Origin of the sequence: Actinomyces stomatis, assembly GCF_031292835.1 — a bacterium.
GTDB lineage: Bacteria > Actinomycetota > Actinomycetes > Actinomycetales > Actinomycetaceae > Actinomyces > Actinomyces stomatis.
Genome location: NZ_JASPEP010000014.1, coordinates 1 through 17,584, shown reverse-complemented (window position 1 = coordinate 17,584; position 17,584 = coordinate 1). Strand labels below are relative to the sequence as shown.

At 70.5% G+C, this 17,584-nt stretch carries 16 protein-coding genes; 10 read left to right on the top strand and 6 right to left on the bottom strand.

What is annotated here, in order from left to right; all coding sequences use genetic code 11:
• Positions 1–13 precede the first annotated feature (13 nt).
• The 5 genes from RIV12_RS08470 to RIV12_RS08450 all read right to left on the bottom strand — a co-directional run bounded on the left by RIV12_RS08470 (position 14) and on the right by RIV12_RS08450 (position 5,583).
• Positions 14–1,336 carry an AAA family ATPase gene (locus RIV12_RS08470; protein WP_309323195.1) on the bottom strand — a complete coding sequence of 441 codons (1,323 nt, stop codon included), beginning with the start codon at positions 1,334–1,336 and terminating at the stop codon, positions 14–16.
• A 212-nt stretch (positions 1,337–1,548) separates the two neighbouring features.
• Entirely contained in the window at positions 1,549–2,478 is a 930-nt protein-coding gene (locus RIV12_RS08465) for an LmeA family phospholipid-binding protein (RefSeq protein WP_309323194.1), read from the bottom strand.
• Between the two features lie 16 nt (positions 2,479–2,494).
• The gene (locus tag RIV12_RS08460) at positions 2,495–3,328 is read right to left on the bottom strand and encodes an FHA domain-containing protein (RefSeq protein WP_309323192.1); all 834 of its coding nucleotides are present in this window, start codon (positions 3,326–3,328) and stop codon (positions 2,495–2,497) included.
• Between the two features lie 102 nt (positions 3,329–3,430).
• The gene (locus tag RIV12_RS08455) at positions 3,431–4,720 is read right to left on the bottom strand and encodes an FHA domain-containing protein (RefSeq protein WP_309323191.1); all 1,290 of its coding nucleotides are present in this window, start codon (positions 4,718–4,720) and stop codon (positions 3,431–3,433) included.
• On the bottom strand, positions 4,717–5,583 hold the full coding sequence (locus tag RIV12_RS08450; protein WP_309323189.1) for a PP2C family protein-serine/threonine phosphatase: 867 nt from the start codon (positions 5,581–5,583) through the stop codon (positions 4,717–4,719). The genes RIV12_RS08455 and RIV12_RS08450 overlap by 4 nt, the downstream gene beginning before the upstream one ends.
• 412 nt (positions 5,584–5,995) lie before the next feature.
• Here RIV12_RS08450 and RIV12_RS08445 point away from each other — a divergent pair, with 412 nt between their 5' ends.
• The 6 genes from RIV12_RS08445 to RIV12_RS08420 all read left to right on the top strand — a co-directional run bounded on the left by RIV12_RS08445 (position 5,996) and on the right by RIV12_RS08420 (position 12,537).
• On the top strand, positions 5,996–7,288 hold the full coding sequence (locus RIV12_RS08445; protein ID WP_309323187.1) for a variant leucine-rich repeat-containing protein: 1,293 nt from the start codon (positions 5,996–5,998) through the stop codon (positions 7,286–7,288).
• Between the two features lie 87 nt (positions 7,289–7,375).
• Positions 7,376–8,629 carry an MFS transporter gene (locus RIV12_RS08440; RefSeq protein ID WP_075418187.1) on the top strand — a complete coding sequence of 418 codons (1,254 nt, stop codon included), beginning with the start codon at positions 7,376–7,378 and terminating at the stop codon, positions 8,627–8,629.
• Positions 8,630–8,689: 60 nt separating this feature from the next.
• Positions 8,690–10,048, top strand: a complete 1,359-nt coding sequence (locus RIV12_RS08435) for a glycosyltransferase 87 family protein (protein WP_081380081.1) — start codon at positions 8,690–8,692, stop codon at positions 10,046–10,048.
• A gap of 189 nt (positions 10,049–10,237) precedes the next feature.
• Complete coding sequence (locus RIV12_RS08430) at positions 10,238–11,482, top strand: App1 family protein phosphatidate phosphatase (RefSeq protein WP_075418188.1); 1,245 nt, start codon at positions 10,238–10,240, stop codon at positions 11,480–11,482.
• Between the two features lie 244 nt (positions 11,483–11,726).
• Entirely contained in the window at positions 11,727–12,062 is a 336-nt protein-coding gene (locus tag RIV12_RS08425; RefSeq protein WP_309323184.1) for a hypothetical protein, read from the top strand.
• A gap of 157 nt (positions 12,063–12,219) precedes the next feature.
• On the top strand, positions 12,220–12,537 hold the full coding sequence (locus RIV12_RS08420) for a protoporphyrinogen oxidase (RefSeq protein ID WP_075418190.1): 318 nt from the start codon (positions 12,220–12,222) through the stop codon (positions 12,535–12,537).
• Between the two features lie 25 nt (positions 12,538–12,562).
• On the opposite strand, the gene RIV12_RS08415 is transcribed toward RIV12_RS08420, so the two are convergent.
• The gene (locus tag RIV12_RS08415; protein ID WP_309323222.1) at positions 12,563–13,342 is read right to left on the bottom strand and encodes a trimeric intracellular cation channel family protein; all 780 of its coding nucleotides are present in this window, start codon (positions 13,340–13,342) and stop codon (positions 12,563–12,565) included.
• A 227-nt stretch (positions 13,343–13,569) separates the two neighbouring features.
• Between RIV12_RS08415 and RIV12_RS08410 the strand changes: the two genes are divergently transcribed.
• The 4 genes from RIV12_RS08410 to RIV12_RS08395 form a co-directional block, all read left to right on the top strand.
• Positions 13,570–14,484 (top strand): cation diffusion facilitator family transporter, encoded by a 915-nt coding sequence (locus RIV12_RS08410; RefSeq protein WP_309323182.1) that lies wholly within the window; start codon positions 13,570–13,572, stop codon positions 14,482–14,484.
• Positions 14,485–14,550: 66 nt separating this feature from the next.
• Positions 14,551–15,462 carry a copper homeostasis protein CutC gene (locus RIV12_RS08405; RefSeq protein ID WP_178388847.1) on the top strand — a complete coding sequence of 304 codons (912 nt, stop codon included), beginning with the start codon at positions 14,551–14,553 and terminating at the stop codon, positions 15,460–15,462.
• Positions 15,463–15,767: 305 nt separating this feature from the next.
• The gene (locus tag RIV12_RS08400) at positions 15,768–16,589 is read left to right on the top strand and encodes an alpha/beta hydrolase family protein (protein ID WP_075418192.1); all 822 of its coding nucleotides are present in this window, start codon (positions 15,768–15,770) and stop codon (positions 16,587–16,589) included.
• An 87-nt stretch (positions 16,590–16,676) separates the two neighbouring features.
• Positions 16,677–17,584, top strand: a 908-nt coding sequence (locus tag RIV12_RS08395; RefSeq protein ID WP_309323180.1) for a DEAD/DEAH box helicase, incomplete at its 3' end; no start/stop codon positions are given.

The window sequence follows — 17,584 nt, the reverse complement described above, 5'->3', positions numbered from 1 at the left end:
GTCCCCACCGGGCTCAGGGCGTGGGGACGGCCGCGAAGATGGCGTCGATGATCGCCTCGGGCGCGACCCCGTCGGCCAGGGCGTCATAGGTGAGCACCAGGCGGTGGCGCAGCACCCCGTGGCGAAGCAGGCGGACGTCGTCGGGAATGACGTAGGTGCGCCCCTCCTGGAGGGCGACGGCCTGGGCCACCTTCATGAGCGCGATGCCTCCACGGGGGGAGGCCCCCACACGCACCTGCCGGTCCAGGCCGGGCACGGGCCGCGGGCCTCCGCCGCGGGAGGTGTTGATGAGGGCGACGATGTACTGCTTGATGACGGGGTCGACGTAGACCCGCTCGGCGGTGCGCTGAAGCCACTCGACGTCGTCGGTGGAGATGGGCCGTCCGGTGACGGGCTGGTCGAAGGTGCCGTTGGAGATGCGGTCCAGGACGTCGGCCTCCTCCGAGGGCCTCGGGTAGGTGAGCACCTCCTTCATGAGGAAACGGTCCATCTGCGCCTCGGGCAGGACGTAGGTGCCCTCCTCCTCGATGGGGTTCTGGGTGGCCAGGACCATGAAGGGGTGGGGCAGCGGGTAGACGACACCACCGATGGAGGTCTGACGCTCCTGCATGGCCTCGAGCATGGCCGACTGGGTCTTGGCGCTGGAGCGGTTGATCTCGTCGAGCAGGACGATGTTGGCGTGGACCGGCCCCAGCTGGGTGGTCATCTCGCCGGTGGAGGAGTTGAGGATCTGGGTGCCCACGATGTCGTTGGGCATGAGGTCGGGGGTGCACTGGATGCGCCGGAAGGAGCCGGAGACGGCGGAGGCCAGCGTCTGGGCGGCGGTGGTCTTGGCCAGGCCGGGCACCGACTCCAGCAGGATGTGGCCGCTGGACATGAGGGCTGTCACCAGGGCCGTGCGCAGCTGCTCCTGACCGACGACACGCTGGGAGAAGATGTTGGCCACGGACGTCAGCAGCTCAGCGGCGCGTTCCACGTCGGCGTCCCCGGCGCCGCGGCGGCTGGAGGCGGCCTGGGCCTCGCGGCGCAGCGTCTCACGGGAGGGCAGAGGGCCGGTGTCGACCTTCTCCTCCGCCGGCGCCGCCGGTCCCGAGGGATAGCCGGGAACCGTCACCCTGGATGACGCGGGCGGCACGGTGGGGGCCCCCGAGCTCTTCGGGTCGATCTGGGGCGGGAACGAGGGCGGCTGCTGGACCGAGGCCGGGACCCCCTGCCCCACGGAGGACCCGACGGGCTGACCGGCCTGTCGGGCCGCCGGTTGCCCGGCCGGCTGGCCACTGCCCCAGCCGCCCGGCTGACTGCCGGGTTGGGCACGGTGCTCGGGCTGCATGCTCATGGTTCTCCTCGCTCAGTTCTGGCTTGATTCCTCGCGCCACGTGCTCGCGCCTGGATAGGCGACGCATCGGCAGGCTATACGAGCCGGGGCCACCTGGGGTACGAGCAGAGAGGAAGTCCTCCCCACAGCCCCGGCAGGAGCCCACTTTTCACCGAACTCGCACCGCTTTGAAGGAAATGTGAGACGAATCGTCATGGGGCCGGACCCCGGGATCAGAGCTGGCCGAGGTTCACCCGGTTCCCGGCCATGCTCAGGCGGAGCCCGTCATTGGTGACGATGGCGCTGGTCGGACGCAGCCCCGGCGGCAGGGAGCTCGCGGGGATCGTGATCTGCCGGGAGTCCAGCCCGATGTAGCTGAGCATGCTGCTGTCATCCGTGGCGACGTCAACGCCGGCCTTCTCCCCACCCATCCGGGTGGAGGTGACGGTCAGGACCAGGCTGCCGTCGGCGCCCAACGACGGAACGATCTCAGCCTCACCGCCCAGACCGAGCAGGGACATCGAGGCCTGGATGACCCCCGGATCCTGAGTACTCGTCCCGGTGCGCTTGGCCTGAAGGGTGACGCCCTGCAGCTTCGGGTGCGACACGGCGGCGAGCGCGGCCACCTGCTCCCAGCTGATGGTGCCCGACGCCGTCACCGTGTCAGTCGGGTAGGGCTTGTGCAGGCTGATGCGGCTGAGATCGACGTCGACGTCACTGAGCGTGACCGAGGTGCCGCCCTGGCCCTTGGAGGTGATCTTCAGGCTCGGGGAGTCAACGCTCAGACTGTCCAGCGAGCCGCCGACGATCTGACGCAGAACGATTCCCCTGGTGGTGATCCGGGCGTCCGGGCTGAGCCCCGGCAGGGCGGAGCGCACCGCGGCGTCGACCTGCCCGCGCACGAGGTACTCCGTCCCGACGGCCCCGGCGCTCACGATGACGACGAGCACCACCAGGACCGCCAGCCATCGTCGCACGCGACGTCGTCGGGCAGGACGGGGGCGGTCATCCCCGGAGGAGTCCCCCTCCGGGAAGTCGTCCTCCTCGGGGCCGCCCACGAGAACCTCGTCGAGGAACGTCCTGCCAGGGGAGGTCTCCTCGGCGATGTACTCAGCAGCCTCCTCCGGCTCCTCGGGCGAGTCGGTGTTACTCCGGTCGTTCATCTCTCCTCGCGTCACGTCATCGCCTCGGCGCCGACGACGAGCTCTGGGCCACCGGGGCGGTGCTCACCGAGCGCTCGGCCGTCTGGTCGGCGGGGGCCTGGTTGGCGGCCAGCTCCTCATCGAGCATGTAGAGGTCCTCGGCGGTGACCATGAGGGTGGACACGGCGTGCTCCACCAGGGCGGTACGCCGGTTGGAGGCGGCTCCGGCCACGCGGCCGCCGCGCAGCCCGCGCACCCCCACCCGATCGAGCTTCTCGCAGACGTTGTCGAGCTTGCGGTTGAACTTGGTCAGCGGCCAGCCCAGGCGCGCCGCGGCCGCTGCGGAGGAGGGGATCTCGGCGGCCCCGGTCCCGGCCCGTTTGAGCACCGGCTCGGACAGCGCCAGGACGAGCAGCAGCTGGGAGCGGGTCATCGGGGTCACCCCGATGGTGGTCTGTCCCGAGGACTGACGCACGCCGTCGATCCCGGAGAAACGGTCCTCCCCGGAGGTGATGAGGTTGATCTCGTAGGTGGTCGGGCCGGCGGAGAAGGTGAGGATGACCCTCGGGAAGACCAGCGGCATGCGGGCTCCCGGAGCCAGCCGCGACTGGACCAGCCCCTCGCCGTCGGTCAGGGTGGCTGACAACCGCGACCCCTCGTTGGCGATCCACCAGAGGTTCTCGGCGTGGGCGAAGACCAGGAAGCGGCGGTGGAGGTAGGGGTTGTCGTCGATGTCGAGGTCTCCGCCTCGACCGATGACGAAGGTGTCGGCCGGGGCGACCCGGTAGATCTCACCGGAGAAGTCCAGGACGAGCTCATCGGGCTGCTCCGGATTGACCTCTGGCATCTCCGTCCACGTCAGGTCGCTCATGAATTCTCCTTCCACAGTCCCGGTTCATGATCGGCACCCGGGTCCAGTCTTGCTGAGAACCCGGATCCGCACCGGCGAAGCAGTGCCACACGGACCGTGACCTCAGCCACTACGGAACCTCAGCCATGACGGCGGATCAATACGGAGCGTCACCCCGTCGCCGACATCCATCAGGTCCCCCATGAAGACCGGCGTCGGCATTCCCGACCCCAGCAGGACCGGCGTCGCACCGGGGCGCGCCAGGACCGTGCCGTTGGATGAGTTGAGATCCTGGGCCAGGATGCTCCACCCCGAGATCGTCAGCAGGAGGTGGGAGCGCGACACCATGTGCTGCGGGCTGGGCACCGCGACCAGGGCCACGATGTGCGGGTCGCCCCCGGTCTGCACCTGGGGGGCGCGTCCGACAACGACGTCTCCGGCCACCTCGACGGCGGCACCGGTCGACAGGGTCAGTGTGGCCAGAGCCGGCCGGCGCACATAGGAGAACACTCCCGTCAGGGGCTGGCGGCAGATCAGGCACTCCAGGATCTCGGGCGGGTTGGCATGCCCCTGGGGGCAGATCGAGGCCCGCACGGGCGGCGCTGCGATGAGAGCGGCCTCGGAGGCGGAGACGACCTCCGTGTTGGGCAGGGCCTCCAGCGGCTGGGGCGCCCGTACGGGCTGGGGCTGCTTGCTCTTGGAGTTGTCCGGCGCGGTGGGGGTGTTGGCCGTCGGGCTGCCGCCCGAGCTCGCCGAGGGGGCCGTGGGGGCGCGGTGGGAGCCCCGGCGCCGACGCCCCGATCCGGGCTCCGGCTCGGGATAGTCCGGGAACGTGCTCATGCCACCGGTGTCGGAGCCCTCCGCAGTGGCGTCCGAGCCCTGCTGGTCCGGAGACTCGAAGGAGTCGTCGGGGTCCTCCCAGACGCCGGTCTCCAGCAGCTCGGGAGCCGAGTCCGCGGGGCTGTCGGCCTTCGCGGGAGACGGTGTCTCCAGGGGTTCCTGGGCCTCCTCCTGCGGCGACTGGGCGACCGGGGTGATCGGCGTGAGCAGCGTGGTCTCGTCGCTGGGCTCCGCCGGGACGATACCGGTGGAGCCCGACACCGTGGACCTCGGATCCGAGCTCCGTGGCGCCGCGACCTGCGAGGCCCCCGCAGTCTGCGGGGACTGCGCGGTCGGGGCCTCCGACGCCGTCGGCCCCACCGTCGGCAGGTAGGTGCCTCCCAGGGCCTGAAGAACCCGGAGCCCCGTCTCAACGGAGACGGCACAGGAATCAGAGCCGGTGGCCGGGTTGATGACGGCGACCCCGTCAACACCGTCGACCCGCAGAGCTCCGTCCGACAGGCGCGTCAGCCCCTCGGGCAGCGGAACGCGCTCACCCGGCAGGGACGGGGAGGGGATCGGGGAGGCCGTCACTGAGCCCCCTGTGCGCTCGCACCGCCGGGGGCGGCTGCGGGAGCCTCCGGCAGACAGGTCGGAACCTGGAGGGAGTCGACGACGACGGCGGTGGTGTTGTCGTGCCCTCCGCCTTCCAGGGAGGCGGCCACGAGGAGCTCGGCCGTGCGCTGCGCCGTGTAACCGGCCGCCAGCACGGTGGCGATGGCCTCGTCGTCGAGCTCGTCACTGAGGCCGTCGGAGCAGATCAGGAGCCGGTCTCCGGCAGATACCGGAACGCTGTAGAGATCCGGGACGGCGGAGTCGGCGATGCCCCCGCCCAGAGCCCGGGTGACGACGTTGCGGCGGGGGTCGCGGCGCGCCTGCTCGGGCGTGAGCTCACCGGTCTCGATGAGGATCTGGACCCGGGAGTGGTCACGGGTGACCTGGGAGAGCATGTCGTCGCGCAGCAGGTAGACCCGGGCGTCCCCGATGTTGAAGATGACCCAGGTCGGACGCCTCACCCCCTGCTCGTCCTCCATCCAGGCCAGGATGACGCCGGCGATCGTCGCACCGGGCAGGTAGGCGGCGTGGGACGGGATGGCGACGATCGCCTCCTGGGCGGCCTTCACCGCGCGGACCACCGTGTCGACGTCGGTGACCGTCGCCCCGGCCAGTGAGTAGAGGGAGTCGAGGGCCACCTGCGTGGCCATACGGCCGGCGGCATGCCCACCCATGCCGTCGACGACGACGAAGGCCGGAGCGATGGCGAGGTAACCGTCCTCGTTGATCGTCCGCAGGCGCCCCACGTCAGTGGCCGCACCGACAACGACCTCCGAGGCCCTGACACCGTCTTCACTGCGGATCACGATGGCATCGGCGTCAGCACGAACGTGCTCGCTCATCGTCTCCCTTTCCCTTGCGTCGCTTGCACTCCCCTAGTAAACCCCAGCACCCGGTCCGGAACCACCGCGCCACCGCCCGCATTTCACCATGCGGGAGCCCACACCGAGCCGAAGGCGAACAGCGCCGGTTCCCGGTCCGCCCACCAACCGGGCCCCCACCACAGCCGTCATCGGCGACGGTCCGCGGTCGACCGACACTGACAAGCTGCGGCCGTGACCCGTCAGGCAGTCGGAACGACGGTGTCCTCAGGTAGTCTTCCAGCGTGGCCGGCTGACCGACCCATAAGCCGCTGACGTGGTACCGCGTTCCCAGACTCGGTACCACGGGCGGCCCGAGACCCGACCCACGACGACCCCAGGTGCCGGTCACAACCTGGAACGACGTCGTTTCCCGACCCTCGAAGGACCCAGCATGTCTCAGGCCAAGGACGAGCTTGTCGCGCGAGCGCAGGATCCCAACGCAGAGTTGGAGACCCTCCACCAGCTGGCGCAGAACTATCCCGGCCTGCGCCCCTACATCGCCGCCAACCCACGCACCTATCCCGCCCTCCTGGAGTGGCTGGGAACCCTGGGCGACCCCGCGGTCGACGCGGCCCTGGCCTCTCGTAACAACCAGCCCCAGTCAGCGCAGTCGTCACAGACGTCGCCACAGCTGGCGGTGGTCTCGCCCCCCGGCACCCAGCCGAGCGCGCCGTCGGCCAGGTCCTCCGAGGCCCCCACTCAGGTGACCCTGCCCCGTTCACTCCAGTCCGGCAGCGCGGCCTCCGGGGCCTCTGCGATCTCCGCCACCAGCTCGAGGAGCGCCGCGAGCGCACCGAGCACCTTCAACACGGCCGGCGCGAACACGCAGGTCGACGGCTTCCTGGCCAACAGTGACCCGACCGTCTCCGACCCCACCTTCCGCCCCGCCCAGACGATCGTCCCCCAGTCGCCGGCCCGCCCGGCCCAGCCCGCCCTGCAGCAGACCTTCCAGCAGTCCGCGAACGTCTCCCAGTCGCAGAGCACGATCATTCCGGCTCCCGTGCAGCAGTCCCCCGCGGCGACCAGCGACGACGGCGTCTTCGGCGTCGGCACTGAGGACGACGACTCTCAGCCCCCCTCCTCCTTTCTGACCTCCAACCGCATTCTGCTGATCCTGGCGCTCCTGGTGGCCACCGTCCTGGTCTTCCTGGCGACCTGGTACCTCTCCGGCGGCAGCGGTAAGGGCTCGGCCACCGACTCGAGCACCGAGGCCCCTGCCGACAGCGGCCAGGCCGCGGCCCAGGACGGCGCCTCCTCGGCCTCCCAGTCCGCCACCTCCCAGGCCTCGGCCACACCGAGCGCCTCGGCGACGCCCACGCTCAAGGCGCCCGCACCCCCCAATGCTCAGGAGCTGCCCGCCTTCGACGCCCCCAGCGGCAACATCAGCTGCACCCTGGGGGATAAGGACGTCACCTGCGTCATCAACGAGCACGCCTCGACCGCTTCCTGCCCGTCCTCGAAGCCGCTGACGGTCACGATCGGCACGGATGGGAAGTCCAACCAGAGCTGCGGGTCGACCTTCACCCCCAAGGGCGTCAGCCTCAGCTACGACTCCTCCGCCAAGAACTCCACCTTCGCCTGCAAGTCGACCAGCTCCGGCATGCAGTGCTGGAACCAGGTCAACGGCCAGGGCTTCATTCTCAGCCGCGAGAAGGTCGTCTCCACCACCAACGGCAACAACTGATCGGTTTCACTCGAGGTCGGAGCCCCGCCCGCCGGGGCTCCGACCTGTCCTCTCCCTTCCACCTTCCAGCAGCGCACAGCTTCCGACATGGCCACCTCCTACCGAACGATTCTCATTCACCCCGGTGCCCGCTCCTTCACCAGTGCCGGGCTCATCGCGCGTTTCCCCATGTCCATGGTGGGGATCGCCACGATCCTGGCGGTCGAGGAGCTCTACGGCTCTTACACGGCCGCGGGCCTGGTCAGCGCTGCGAACTTCGTGGCCATGGCTATCGGGGCGCCGATCCTTGCCCGGTGCGTCGACCGCTACGGCCAGTCGCGGGTCATGCTGCCTGCGATCCTCGTGTCATCCCTGAGCCTGGTGGGGCTGGTCGCCGCCGCCTCCATGCACACGAACCTGGGGCTCCTGGCCGCTCTGTCGGCCCTGGCGGGAGGGTTGGCCGGTTCCATGGGCTCACTGGTGCGGGCGCGCTGGACGGCGATGCTCACCCGCCCCGAGGAGGTTCACGCGGCCTTCTCCCTGGAGGCGGCCCTGGACGAGGTGGCCTTCATTCTCGGCCCGGTACTGGCCACGGCCCTGTGCACGACGCCGCTCCTGCCGGTGACCTCGGGCTGGGTGAGCTGCGTGGCGATGCAGCTGTTCGGCGGGCTGTGGTTCCTCAGCCAGCGCGCCACCGAGCCAGCACCGCACCCGCCACGGCCACGGCGCACCGCTGAGGCCGCTGAGCAGTCCCAGGAGGGCACGGCGCATCCTCCGGTGATGCGCTACGGCGCCATGGTGGCCACCGCCATCGTCTTCCTCATCCTGGGGGCCATGTTCGGGGCCAATGACGTCGCCGCGGTGGCCTTCGCCACCGAGGCCGGGCACAAGTCCGCCTCGGGTCTCGTCCTGGCCGTCTGGGGCGTGGGCTCCTTCGCGGCGGCTCTCCTCTACGGCTCGCGCACGTGGGGGTGGCCGCTGTGGAAGCAGCTCATGGCCGGGCTGGTGGGGCTCGCGGTAGGCGCCTCGACCTTCGGCTTCGCGCCGAGCCTGGTGGTGCTGTCCGTTCTGGCCCTCTTGACGGGGCTGGCCATCGCCCCCACCCTGACCAGCGGCAACAACATCGTGCAGGTGACGGTGGCCCCCTCCCAGCTGACCGAGGGCCTGGCCTGGGTGAGCACAGCGCTCAACATCGGGGTCTCGGTCGGGTCCCTGCTGGCGGGGCAGGCCACGGATGCCGGCGGCTCGCGCGCCGGGTACCTGGCGGTGGCCGGCTTCGCCTGGGGCGCCGTCATGGTCGGCGTTCTGGGGCTGCCCGCGCTCAGGCGGGCACGGACCAGCCGTTCTCTGGGGGGTCACTGAGCCGCCTCGGCGGGCGACTCGGTTCCCGGCACCCCTGGTGGCTCTTCTACACTCAGCACGATGCCCATCGCAGGAAATCCACAAAACGCCCCGCTTCCCTCCCAGTCGGACACTGGCCCCGCGGACCATCCGGACCGTCGGGGCGGGACATCCGCCACCAGGACCCCACGGCTGATCGCAGCCGCGGGCGCCGTCACGCCAGCGCCCTTCGTCACTATTCTGGGGTGGCTGGCTCTCCTGATACCCGCCTACTGGTCCCTGGTGGATGACACTGGCCAGTGGCTCTTCAAGCTGGACTCCTTCGTCTATTACGAGGGCGTCCGTCAGTGGCTCGACGGCGGGGACCTCTACAGCTGGTACGCCAACCCGCCTCAGCACCTGTGGCCCTTCACCTACACGCCCCTGGCGGCCTGGGTGTTCACGCCCCTGACCTGGATGTCGTACCAGTCGGCCACCGTGGTGCTCATGGTGGCCACGCCGCTGTGCGCCGCCGTGACCACGAACGCGGTTCTCAGGCGGCTGGGAGTCGAGCCCTGGATGGCACACTCCCTGACACCGTGGCTGGCACTCATCGGGGTGATCGCGCTGGAGCCCTTCCCCAAGACCATGGAGTACGCACAGGTCAACGCCATTCTCATGGCGCTGGTGGCCGTTGACCTGTTCCTGGTCCCCGAGCACTCGCGCTGGCGTGGAGCCCTCAGCGGCCTGGCCGCGGCGATCAAGCTGACGCCGGCGGTCGCGATCCTGGTCCTCCTGGTGCGTCGGGAGTGGCGGGCGGCGGCCACCATGGCGGGCAGCGCCGTCGGGCTGACGCTTCTGGCCGGCCTGGCGGCCCCCGCTGAGTCATGGGAGTTCTTCACCTCAGCCATGTGGGATCCGGGACGCGCCGGTTTCGCCGACTACTCGGGTAATCAGAACCTCAAGGGCGCGATCGCCCGGGGACTGCCGGAGTCCGCCTGGAACCTCACCTGGGCGGCCTGCTCCCTGCTCGCCGTGGCGGCGGCCTGGTTCCTGTGCCGCCGGCTGGACCGGTTGCGGGGAGTCGACGCCCCGGCCGGCGGTGTCGGGCAGGACGACGGCCTGGTTCTGTCCCTTCAGGTCAGCGTGGTCATGGTGCTCGGTCTGCTCATCTCCCCCATCTCCTGGTCGCACCACTGGGTGTGGTGCCTGCCCGCGCTCATGTCGGTCGCGGCGGCGACCTGGCGCTGGGGCTCGACCGCACTCGGCGTCGCCGGTGCCGCCGGAGTCCTCGTCTTCGTCCTGGCGATGCAGTGGTGGTTCCCCGAGCAGAACCATGTGGAGCAGAACTGGCCCACCTGGGCCAAGGCCGTCGGCTCGAGCTACACCTGGTGGGCACTGGGCTGCGGAGCCGTCCTGTGGTGGGCGAGCGGCCGGCGCCTGAAGGCTTTGCGCCACTAAGAGGCGGTTGCGGTCGTACCTGGGGTCGCCCGTTCAAGGGGGCGGGGTACAACGCGCGAACCATCCGACGAACGCACGAGGCCGGCCCGGTCACGGGGCGGGCTCCGTCGCTCAGGATCGCCGCCCCCACCGACCCAGAAGGCCTTCACATCGGCCCCGTGAAATCGGCCCGTCGTCTAGGATCCAGGGGTGCCCCTCTCCGACATCGCCCGCGCCGTCGAGGACCAGTTCCATCGCGACACCGTCCCCGTCCTCAAGCGTCAGGGCTGGCGTCCCCGCGTCATTCCCTACGACGGCTACGGCACCAGCGCACCGGCTCAGCCGGACCCGACGGCGCCGCAGCGCCAGGTCAAGGAGGCCCAGCGCATCGGGACTGGAACCCACAGGAGCCCCGCCTCATCGTCCCGCGGCGCCACCTCCGACTCCCCTCAGCCCGCCCCCATGGCGCGGGTCCTGGCCCGCATGGTGATGCGTCCCCAGGACGCCCCGGCCGAGGGGCCGCTGTTCCGCTCCCTGCCCGCCGCTCTTCCCATCAGCGCCGCCCAGGCCCGCAACTTCGCCATGACCGGGCTGAGCGATGCTCAGCGCGGCTGGCACCTGTTCATTGAGGTGCCGGTGGCCTTCCTGCCCGTGACGGTCCACGTGGGCCGCGCCAGTGTGCGCACCCGGGCCGACCGCAGCGGCTACATCGACGTCGTCGTACGCGATCACGGCCTGGAGCCCGGCTGGCACGAGGCCAGGATCGAGGCGATGGGGGCGCATGCGGTCGCCGCCAAGGTCCTCATCATCCCCGAGGGGCCGCGCCTGGGCATCATCTCCGACATCGACGACACCGCCATGGTCACGCACGTCCCCCGCGTGCTCGTGGCCGCCTGGAACCAACTCGTCAAGTACTCCTCGGCGCGCGAACCGGTCCCCGGAATGGCCGAGCTCTACTCGCGCATCCAGGCGGCCCACCCGGGCACCCCGATGATGTACCTGTCCACCGGCGCATGGAACGTGGTGCCCACCCTGCGCTCCTTCTTCGCCCGCCACGGCTTCCCCTCGGGGCCCGCACTCATGACCGACTGGGGGCCGACCAACACCGGCTGGTTCCGCTCGGGCATCGAGCACAAGCGCACCGAGCTGCGCCGGCTCATGATCGACCTGCCTCAGATCACCTGGATCCTCTTCGGCGACGACGGCCAGCACGACCCGCACATCTACGGCGAGGCCGCCCGTCACCACGCCGACCGGATCGCCGCCGTCGCCATCCGCCGCCTGACCGCCACCCAGCAGGTGCTCGCCGGAGGGCTGACCGCGCACCCCATGGGCATCGGCCCCGAGGCCCGGACCCTGGCCGAGGCCGACGTGCCCGTCGTCGTGGGCACCGACGGCTACGAGCTGGCCCGGCTCCTGCCCCGCGAGCTGCTGGAGGCATCGCCACGCCGTTGACGGCCTCACGGCGACCACCACCGAGGGCGATGGCGATTCTCGGCCGACTCCCCTCCATGCGGCATGTCTCACGCAGGCCCCTCCACCTGCGTCGATCCCCGGCAGCATGCGGCTCAGCGGGTAACCCCCTCTCTTCACAGGGACACCACAGGCCGACCCTACGAGCCCAACAGGCCCCAGCAGTTACCTGGGTTCACCGGGGCGGACGTCCCCGTTCCCATCCCCATCGAACAGGAGGAAGCACATGTCCCCCTTCTCCATGAACTCCACGGACTCAACAGACTCCACGAGCCTCTCTGAGGGCTCCTTGACGGCCCGCAAGAGCTCGGCCCCCTCAGCCGCCGCGTCACTGCGCCGCCATGCGATCCTGGCCGACCTCAACGTGCTGCAGGTGGCAACCCTCATGGGCACCGGACTGCTGGTGGCGCTCGGCGTGATCCTGGGCGGACGCTCCTACATCACCACCGTCACACCGGACGGACTGGTCAGCTCCCAACCGAGTACCCACGGCACCAGCACCCAGGACCCCACAACGGGTTCGATTCCCCCCACCGGCGACTCCTCGGAGAAGACCGTGTGATCCCAGGGGAGAACCGTCGCGCGTCCGCAGCGCCTCCACATGTGACGCTGTGGGCGATCAAGCGGCCACCAGCGCCCCTTCACGCCAGTCACCCCGACCCACGACCGGTATGGTGATGGCGCACCAAGCAGTGCTTCCCTCAAGCTCAGGAGACGATATGGCCGGCAAGATCCCCTTCATCCTCGGACTCGGCGCGGGATACGTGCTCGGGACCCGCGCGGGGCGCGCCCAATACGAGCGCATCAAGACCGCCGCCTCGAGGGTCGCTGAGCGGCCCTTCGTGCGCACCCGGGTCGACGCCGCCTCCAGCCACGTCAAGCAGGCCGTGCGCGCCCAGGGCGAGGCCGTCACCGAGAAGGTCGCCGACGCCGTCAAGGAGAGGCTCTTCGGGGCGCCGTCGGCCAAGGGCAACGGCCAGTCCCAGCCCGTCGACGCCGGTCAGGCCAGCGTGCGGCCGGTCAGTGAGAACTCCTGAGGTCGACTGAGACCGCAGACGGCCCCTAGCCCTGCTCGGGCCGCTCCGAGGAGGCGCTCCCCTGCGTCGCCTGCTCACCGCGGCCGCGCCAGGAGGGGGCCTTGAGCGGCCCCATCATGAGCGCCCGGCGCCAGCCGACCAGCGCGCCGGTCACGTCGCGCCGCCCGGCCCGGCGCCGCTCCCTGTCGGAGATGACCGGCAGCTGCCAGGAGCGCCAGTAGGCGAGTACGCACAGGCCCGCGCCGACCACGGTGGACACGAGCATGGCGTGCGCGTCGACCACCCCCGCCTTGACGGCCACGACCTGGGTGCCGGCGGCGATGAGCGCCGGGATCGCGTAGAGCTTGTTGCCGCCGAAGACGGCCGGGGTCTCCCCCACTGCGACATCGCGGATCATGGAGCCGCCGATCGCCGTGAGGCAGCCCAGCAGGAGCGCCGGCATGACTCCGAGCCCGTGAGTGAGGGCCTTCGAGGCCCCGGTGGCGGCCCAGCAGCCCAGGATGACGGCGTCGGCCACCACGAGCAGACGCCGGGTGGGACGCGAGGTCAGCGGCACGAACCAGGCCACCGTCGCCCCCAGGCAGGCGGTGTAGAGGTAGTAGGGGTCGGTCAGGGCGAAGGGCGGACCGGCCTGGATCATGACGTCGCGCAGGATGCCGCCGGCAGTGGCCGTGAGCATGGCCAGGACGATGAAGCCCACGAGATCGAAGTTCTTGCGCCGGGCGATGAGCCCGCCCAGGATCCCGTTGAGCAGGACCCCGCACAGGTCCAGCAGCCGGAAGGTGTCGGTGAGGGACGCCGGCATGTGAAGCGTGAGGGAAGAGACGTCCAGCACCCCGCTTGCCCGCCTTTCGCTCATGTCATGGCTGCGTCCCGCCGTCAACCCCGGTGTCGGCCTGGCAGCCCGCTGTTATCAGGCACCTTAGCCCACTGCGGAGCGAGGGTACGGCACCCCACCGCCGCGGATCATGCGTTGCGGCGATACGAAACCTCAGGTGGTCAGGGCGTACCGGCCCACGCGATGATCGGGGCGTGTCCTCCCGCTACTCGCCCCCTAAGGACCTGAGCCGCTACGCGTGGCTGTCCATCGCTGCCGCTCTCGTCACGATCGCGGTCAAGGGCGGCGCGGCCTGGCTGACCGGCTCGGTGGGTCTGCTCTCCGACGCCGCGGAGTCCGTGGTCAATCTCGTCGCCGCCGTCGTCGCCCTCATCGTGCTGAGGATCGCGGCCAAGCCCGCCGACGCCGACCACCAGTTCGGGCACTCCAAGGCCGAGTACTTCTCGGCCGTCGTCGAGGGCATCATGATCTTCGTGGCCGCCGCCTTCATCATCATCTCCGCCGTCGGGCGCCTCATTGACCCGCAGATGCCCGAGCAGCTGGGGGTGGGGCTGGCGGTCTCGGTCATCGCCTCGCTCCTCAACGGCGCGGTGGCGTGGGTGCTCTACCGGGCCGGGCGCCGCGAGCGCTCCATGACCCTGGTGGCCGATGCCAAGCACCTGGCGACCGACGTCGTCACCTCCGCCGCGGTCCTGGTCGGGGTGGCGCTGGTGGCCGTCTTCGACTCGGCCGTGCTCGACGCCGTCGTCGCCCTGGGGGCCGGGCTCAACATCATGTGGACCGGATTCACGCTCATCCGCGACTCGGTGGGCGGCCTCATGGACATCGCCCCGTCCATCGAGGTGCTTCGCAATGTTGAGGAGGTTCTGGCGCGCCACCGTCAGACGGGCATGATCGACTTCCACGCGGTGCGGGTGCGCGAGGCCGGCAACCGGCGGTTCATGGAGCTGCACGTGCTGGTTCCGGCGGCCTGGAGCGTCAAGAAGGGGCACGACTTCACCGAACAGGTCATCGACGAACTGGTGGATGCTGACGCCAGCCTGCGCATCTCGGCGCACCTGGAGCCCATCGAGGATCCCAAGTCCTACGAGGACCTCGAGGATATCTGAGGACATCTGACGTCAACTCGGTTTTCATCAACGTCCCGACATGTCAGACTCAGCCTCATGAATGCAATGAGGCTCACCGGCTCAGCACCGTCGCTGCGCCAGCACGCAATCACCGCCCCCACCCCCAGTTGGCGCCGGCCGGACCACGTCGTCCTGGAGACCTGCGTCGAGGACGTTGAGGGTGTGAGGATCTCCGCCCGCGCCGGGGCCGACCGGGCCGAGCTGGGTGCGAACCTCACCGCCGCCGGCACCACTCCCTCGATCGGCACCATCGAGGCCGCGATCTTCGCCGCCGCCGAGCAGGTCGAGCAGCGCCGCGCCCAGGCCGGCGCCCACTGGGCGGACAAGCCCGAGGCCGCCGCCCCCTTCGGCCTGCGGATCCTCATCCGCCCCCGAGGCGGGTCCTTCGTCTACAACCCCGATGAGGGCCGGGCCATGATCGCCGACGTTCGGCGGATCGCCTCTCTCGCCCTGGAGATGGCCGAGTTCACCCGACCCCAGGCCACCGGCGGGGGGCGCGCAACGCTGCCGCCGGCCGTGGACCTGGGCTTCGTCGTCGGCGCCCTGACCGACGACGGCACCGTCGACCGCGGCCTCGTGCGACTGCTGGTCGACATGTCCAACGGCGCCCCGGTCACCTTCCACCGGGCCTTCGACCACTGTCGCGACACCGTCGAGGCCTACGGGGACCTCGAGGGACTCGGCGTGCGCTACGTCCTGACCAGCGGGGCGGCCCAGACCGCGGCCGCCGGCGCCTCGGTGATCGCCGGGCTGGTGGCCAGTGGTGGACCGACCGTGGTCGCGGCCGGGGCCGTGCGCCCCGACGGCCTGGTCGACCTGGTGGAGTCCACGGGTGTGCGCGAGGTCCACATGCGCTGCCCCCGCGAGGGGCTGAGCCCTGACGAGCCCCAGCGCACCGATGAGGCCCTGGTGCGCCGCGCCGTCGAGACGGTCCGCGCGGTGCCGCTTCCCGAGTAGCTCGCCGGCGGCTCCCCCTCCTGCCCTCACCCGCCCGACGGCGACGCTGAGGCCGGGTGCGTGCCCCATTCGATTCGGGGCGTCCACCCGGCCTCAGTCGCCCCCCACCCGCCCGCATGTCCCCCTCGTCGCATTGCTCCGGTCCGGGTTCCGCCCGTTGTCGGAGAATCCTCACGGTTCGTAGATATCCACAGACCTCACGGCGTCCGGCGGTCTCGACGCTTCCATCACGCTGGAAGCGCAATCGGGACAACTACCTACGCATCCCCCATGCTCACCCCTATTTTCTGTCTTAGGTTGACCCCATGAACGACGTCCGTATCGATACCCCCCGCGGGATCACCCTGGCCGGCACCCTCCAGCTGCCCGCCGGAGCCGCCCCCATCGATCTGGAGGTTTCCACGACGTCGGAGGACGCCGAACCCCCGCAGGCACGACCTGAGGGAGTGGTCCTGCTGGCGCATGACTTCCTCACCGACCGTCATGGTCAGGGCGGGCGCCTGGACTGGATCGGTGCCCGCTACCGCGAGGCGGGTCTGGCCACGCTCAACCTGGACTTCTCCGGCCTGGGCGAGTCCGACGACGACGTCATCACGCTGGCCGGGGAGGCGGAGGACCTGCGGGCGGCCTCCAGCTGGCTGGCCGGCCTGGGCTTCACCCGGCAGATGATCCACGCCAACGGTTTCGGGGCGACGGCGGCTCTCCTGGCCCGGCCCGAGCAGGTGCGCACGGCGGTGCTCGTAGGCGCCATCGTGGGGCCGCAGTCGATTCTGTGGGAGGAGATCTTCTCCCCCGAGCAGCTCGATGAGCTCGCCCAGCACGGGCTGACGCGCCTCGTGGATGACAATCCCAACTCACGTGACTGGAACGTCCTGTCCAAGGAGACGTTGGCCGACTTCTCCATGCAGGATCCGCAGCGCACCCTGGCGGACCTGCCCTGGCCGGTGCTCATGGTGCACGGGGTGCTGTCCAACGAACTGCCCGACACCGCTGAGGCAACCGCCAAGGGCTTCCCGCTGCTGCCCGACTCCAGCCAGATGGTCCACGTCCACGCCGAGACCCTGGACCAGGCTCAGGAGGAGGTCGCCCGCCTGAGCCTGGAGTGGGCCCAGCGCCGCCTGCGCTGAGAATCAGGGGCCGTGACCGCTGCGCCCCTCCGCTGTCAGCGACCTGAGAGAGGCGACGACGCGCGCATAGGGGACAATGGGTCACCTATGGAACAGGGCGAGGACCGCAACCAGGGTCACAGCGGCGATCAGGCCGACCGGCACAACAACCAGCAGGGCCGGCGCGCCTCGCATGACCGCAATCGTCGGAGCCGACGCCCGGGCCGGGCCGGAGGACGGCGTCGCAGCACCTGGAAGGGCTACTCCCCCGAGCAGCTCGCCGCCCGCGCCGCCGCCGTCCCGGTCATCGTCTACCCCGAGGAGCTGCCGGTCTCCGCCCGCCGCGAGGAGATCGCCACCGCCATCGCCGAGCACCAGGTCGTCATCGTCGCCGGCGAGACCGGCAGCGGCAAGACCACCCAGCTGCCCAAGATCTGCCTGGAGCTGGGGCGGGGCGTGACCGGGATGATCGGTCACACCCAGCCGCGGCGCATCGCCGCGCGCAGCGTGGCCGAGCGCATCGCCTCCGAACTGGGCACCCCGATCGGGTCGGGCGGCGTCGTCGGCTACCAGGTGCGCTTCACCGAGGAGGTCGGCGAGAACACCCTGGTCAAGCTCATGACCGACGGGATCCTGCTGGCGGAGATCCAGTCCGACCCCCAGCTGCGCCGCTACGACACGATCATCGTGGACGAGGCCCACGAGCGCAGCCTCAACATCGACTTCATCCTGGGCTACCTGGCGCGCCTGCTGCCCCAGCGCCCCGACCTCAAGGTCATCATCACCTCGGCCACCATCGACTCCGAGCGCTTCGCCAAACACTTCGGCCGCGAGCAGATCGGCGACCGGGGGCGGCCCTTCACCGTTCCCGCCCCGGTCATCGAGGTCTCCGGGCGCACCTACCCCGTCGAGGTCCGCTACCGTCCACTGGCTCCCGACGACGTCGAACCCGACTCCGACGACACCGGCGAGCCAGCCGGCGCCGCCGCCGGGTCCCGGCCCGGCCCGGCGGCTCC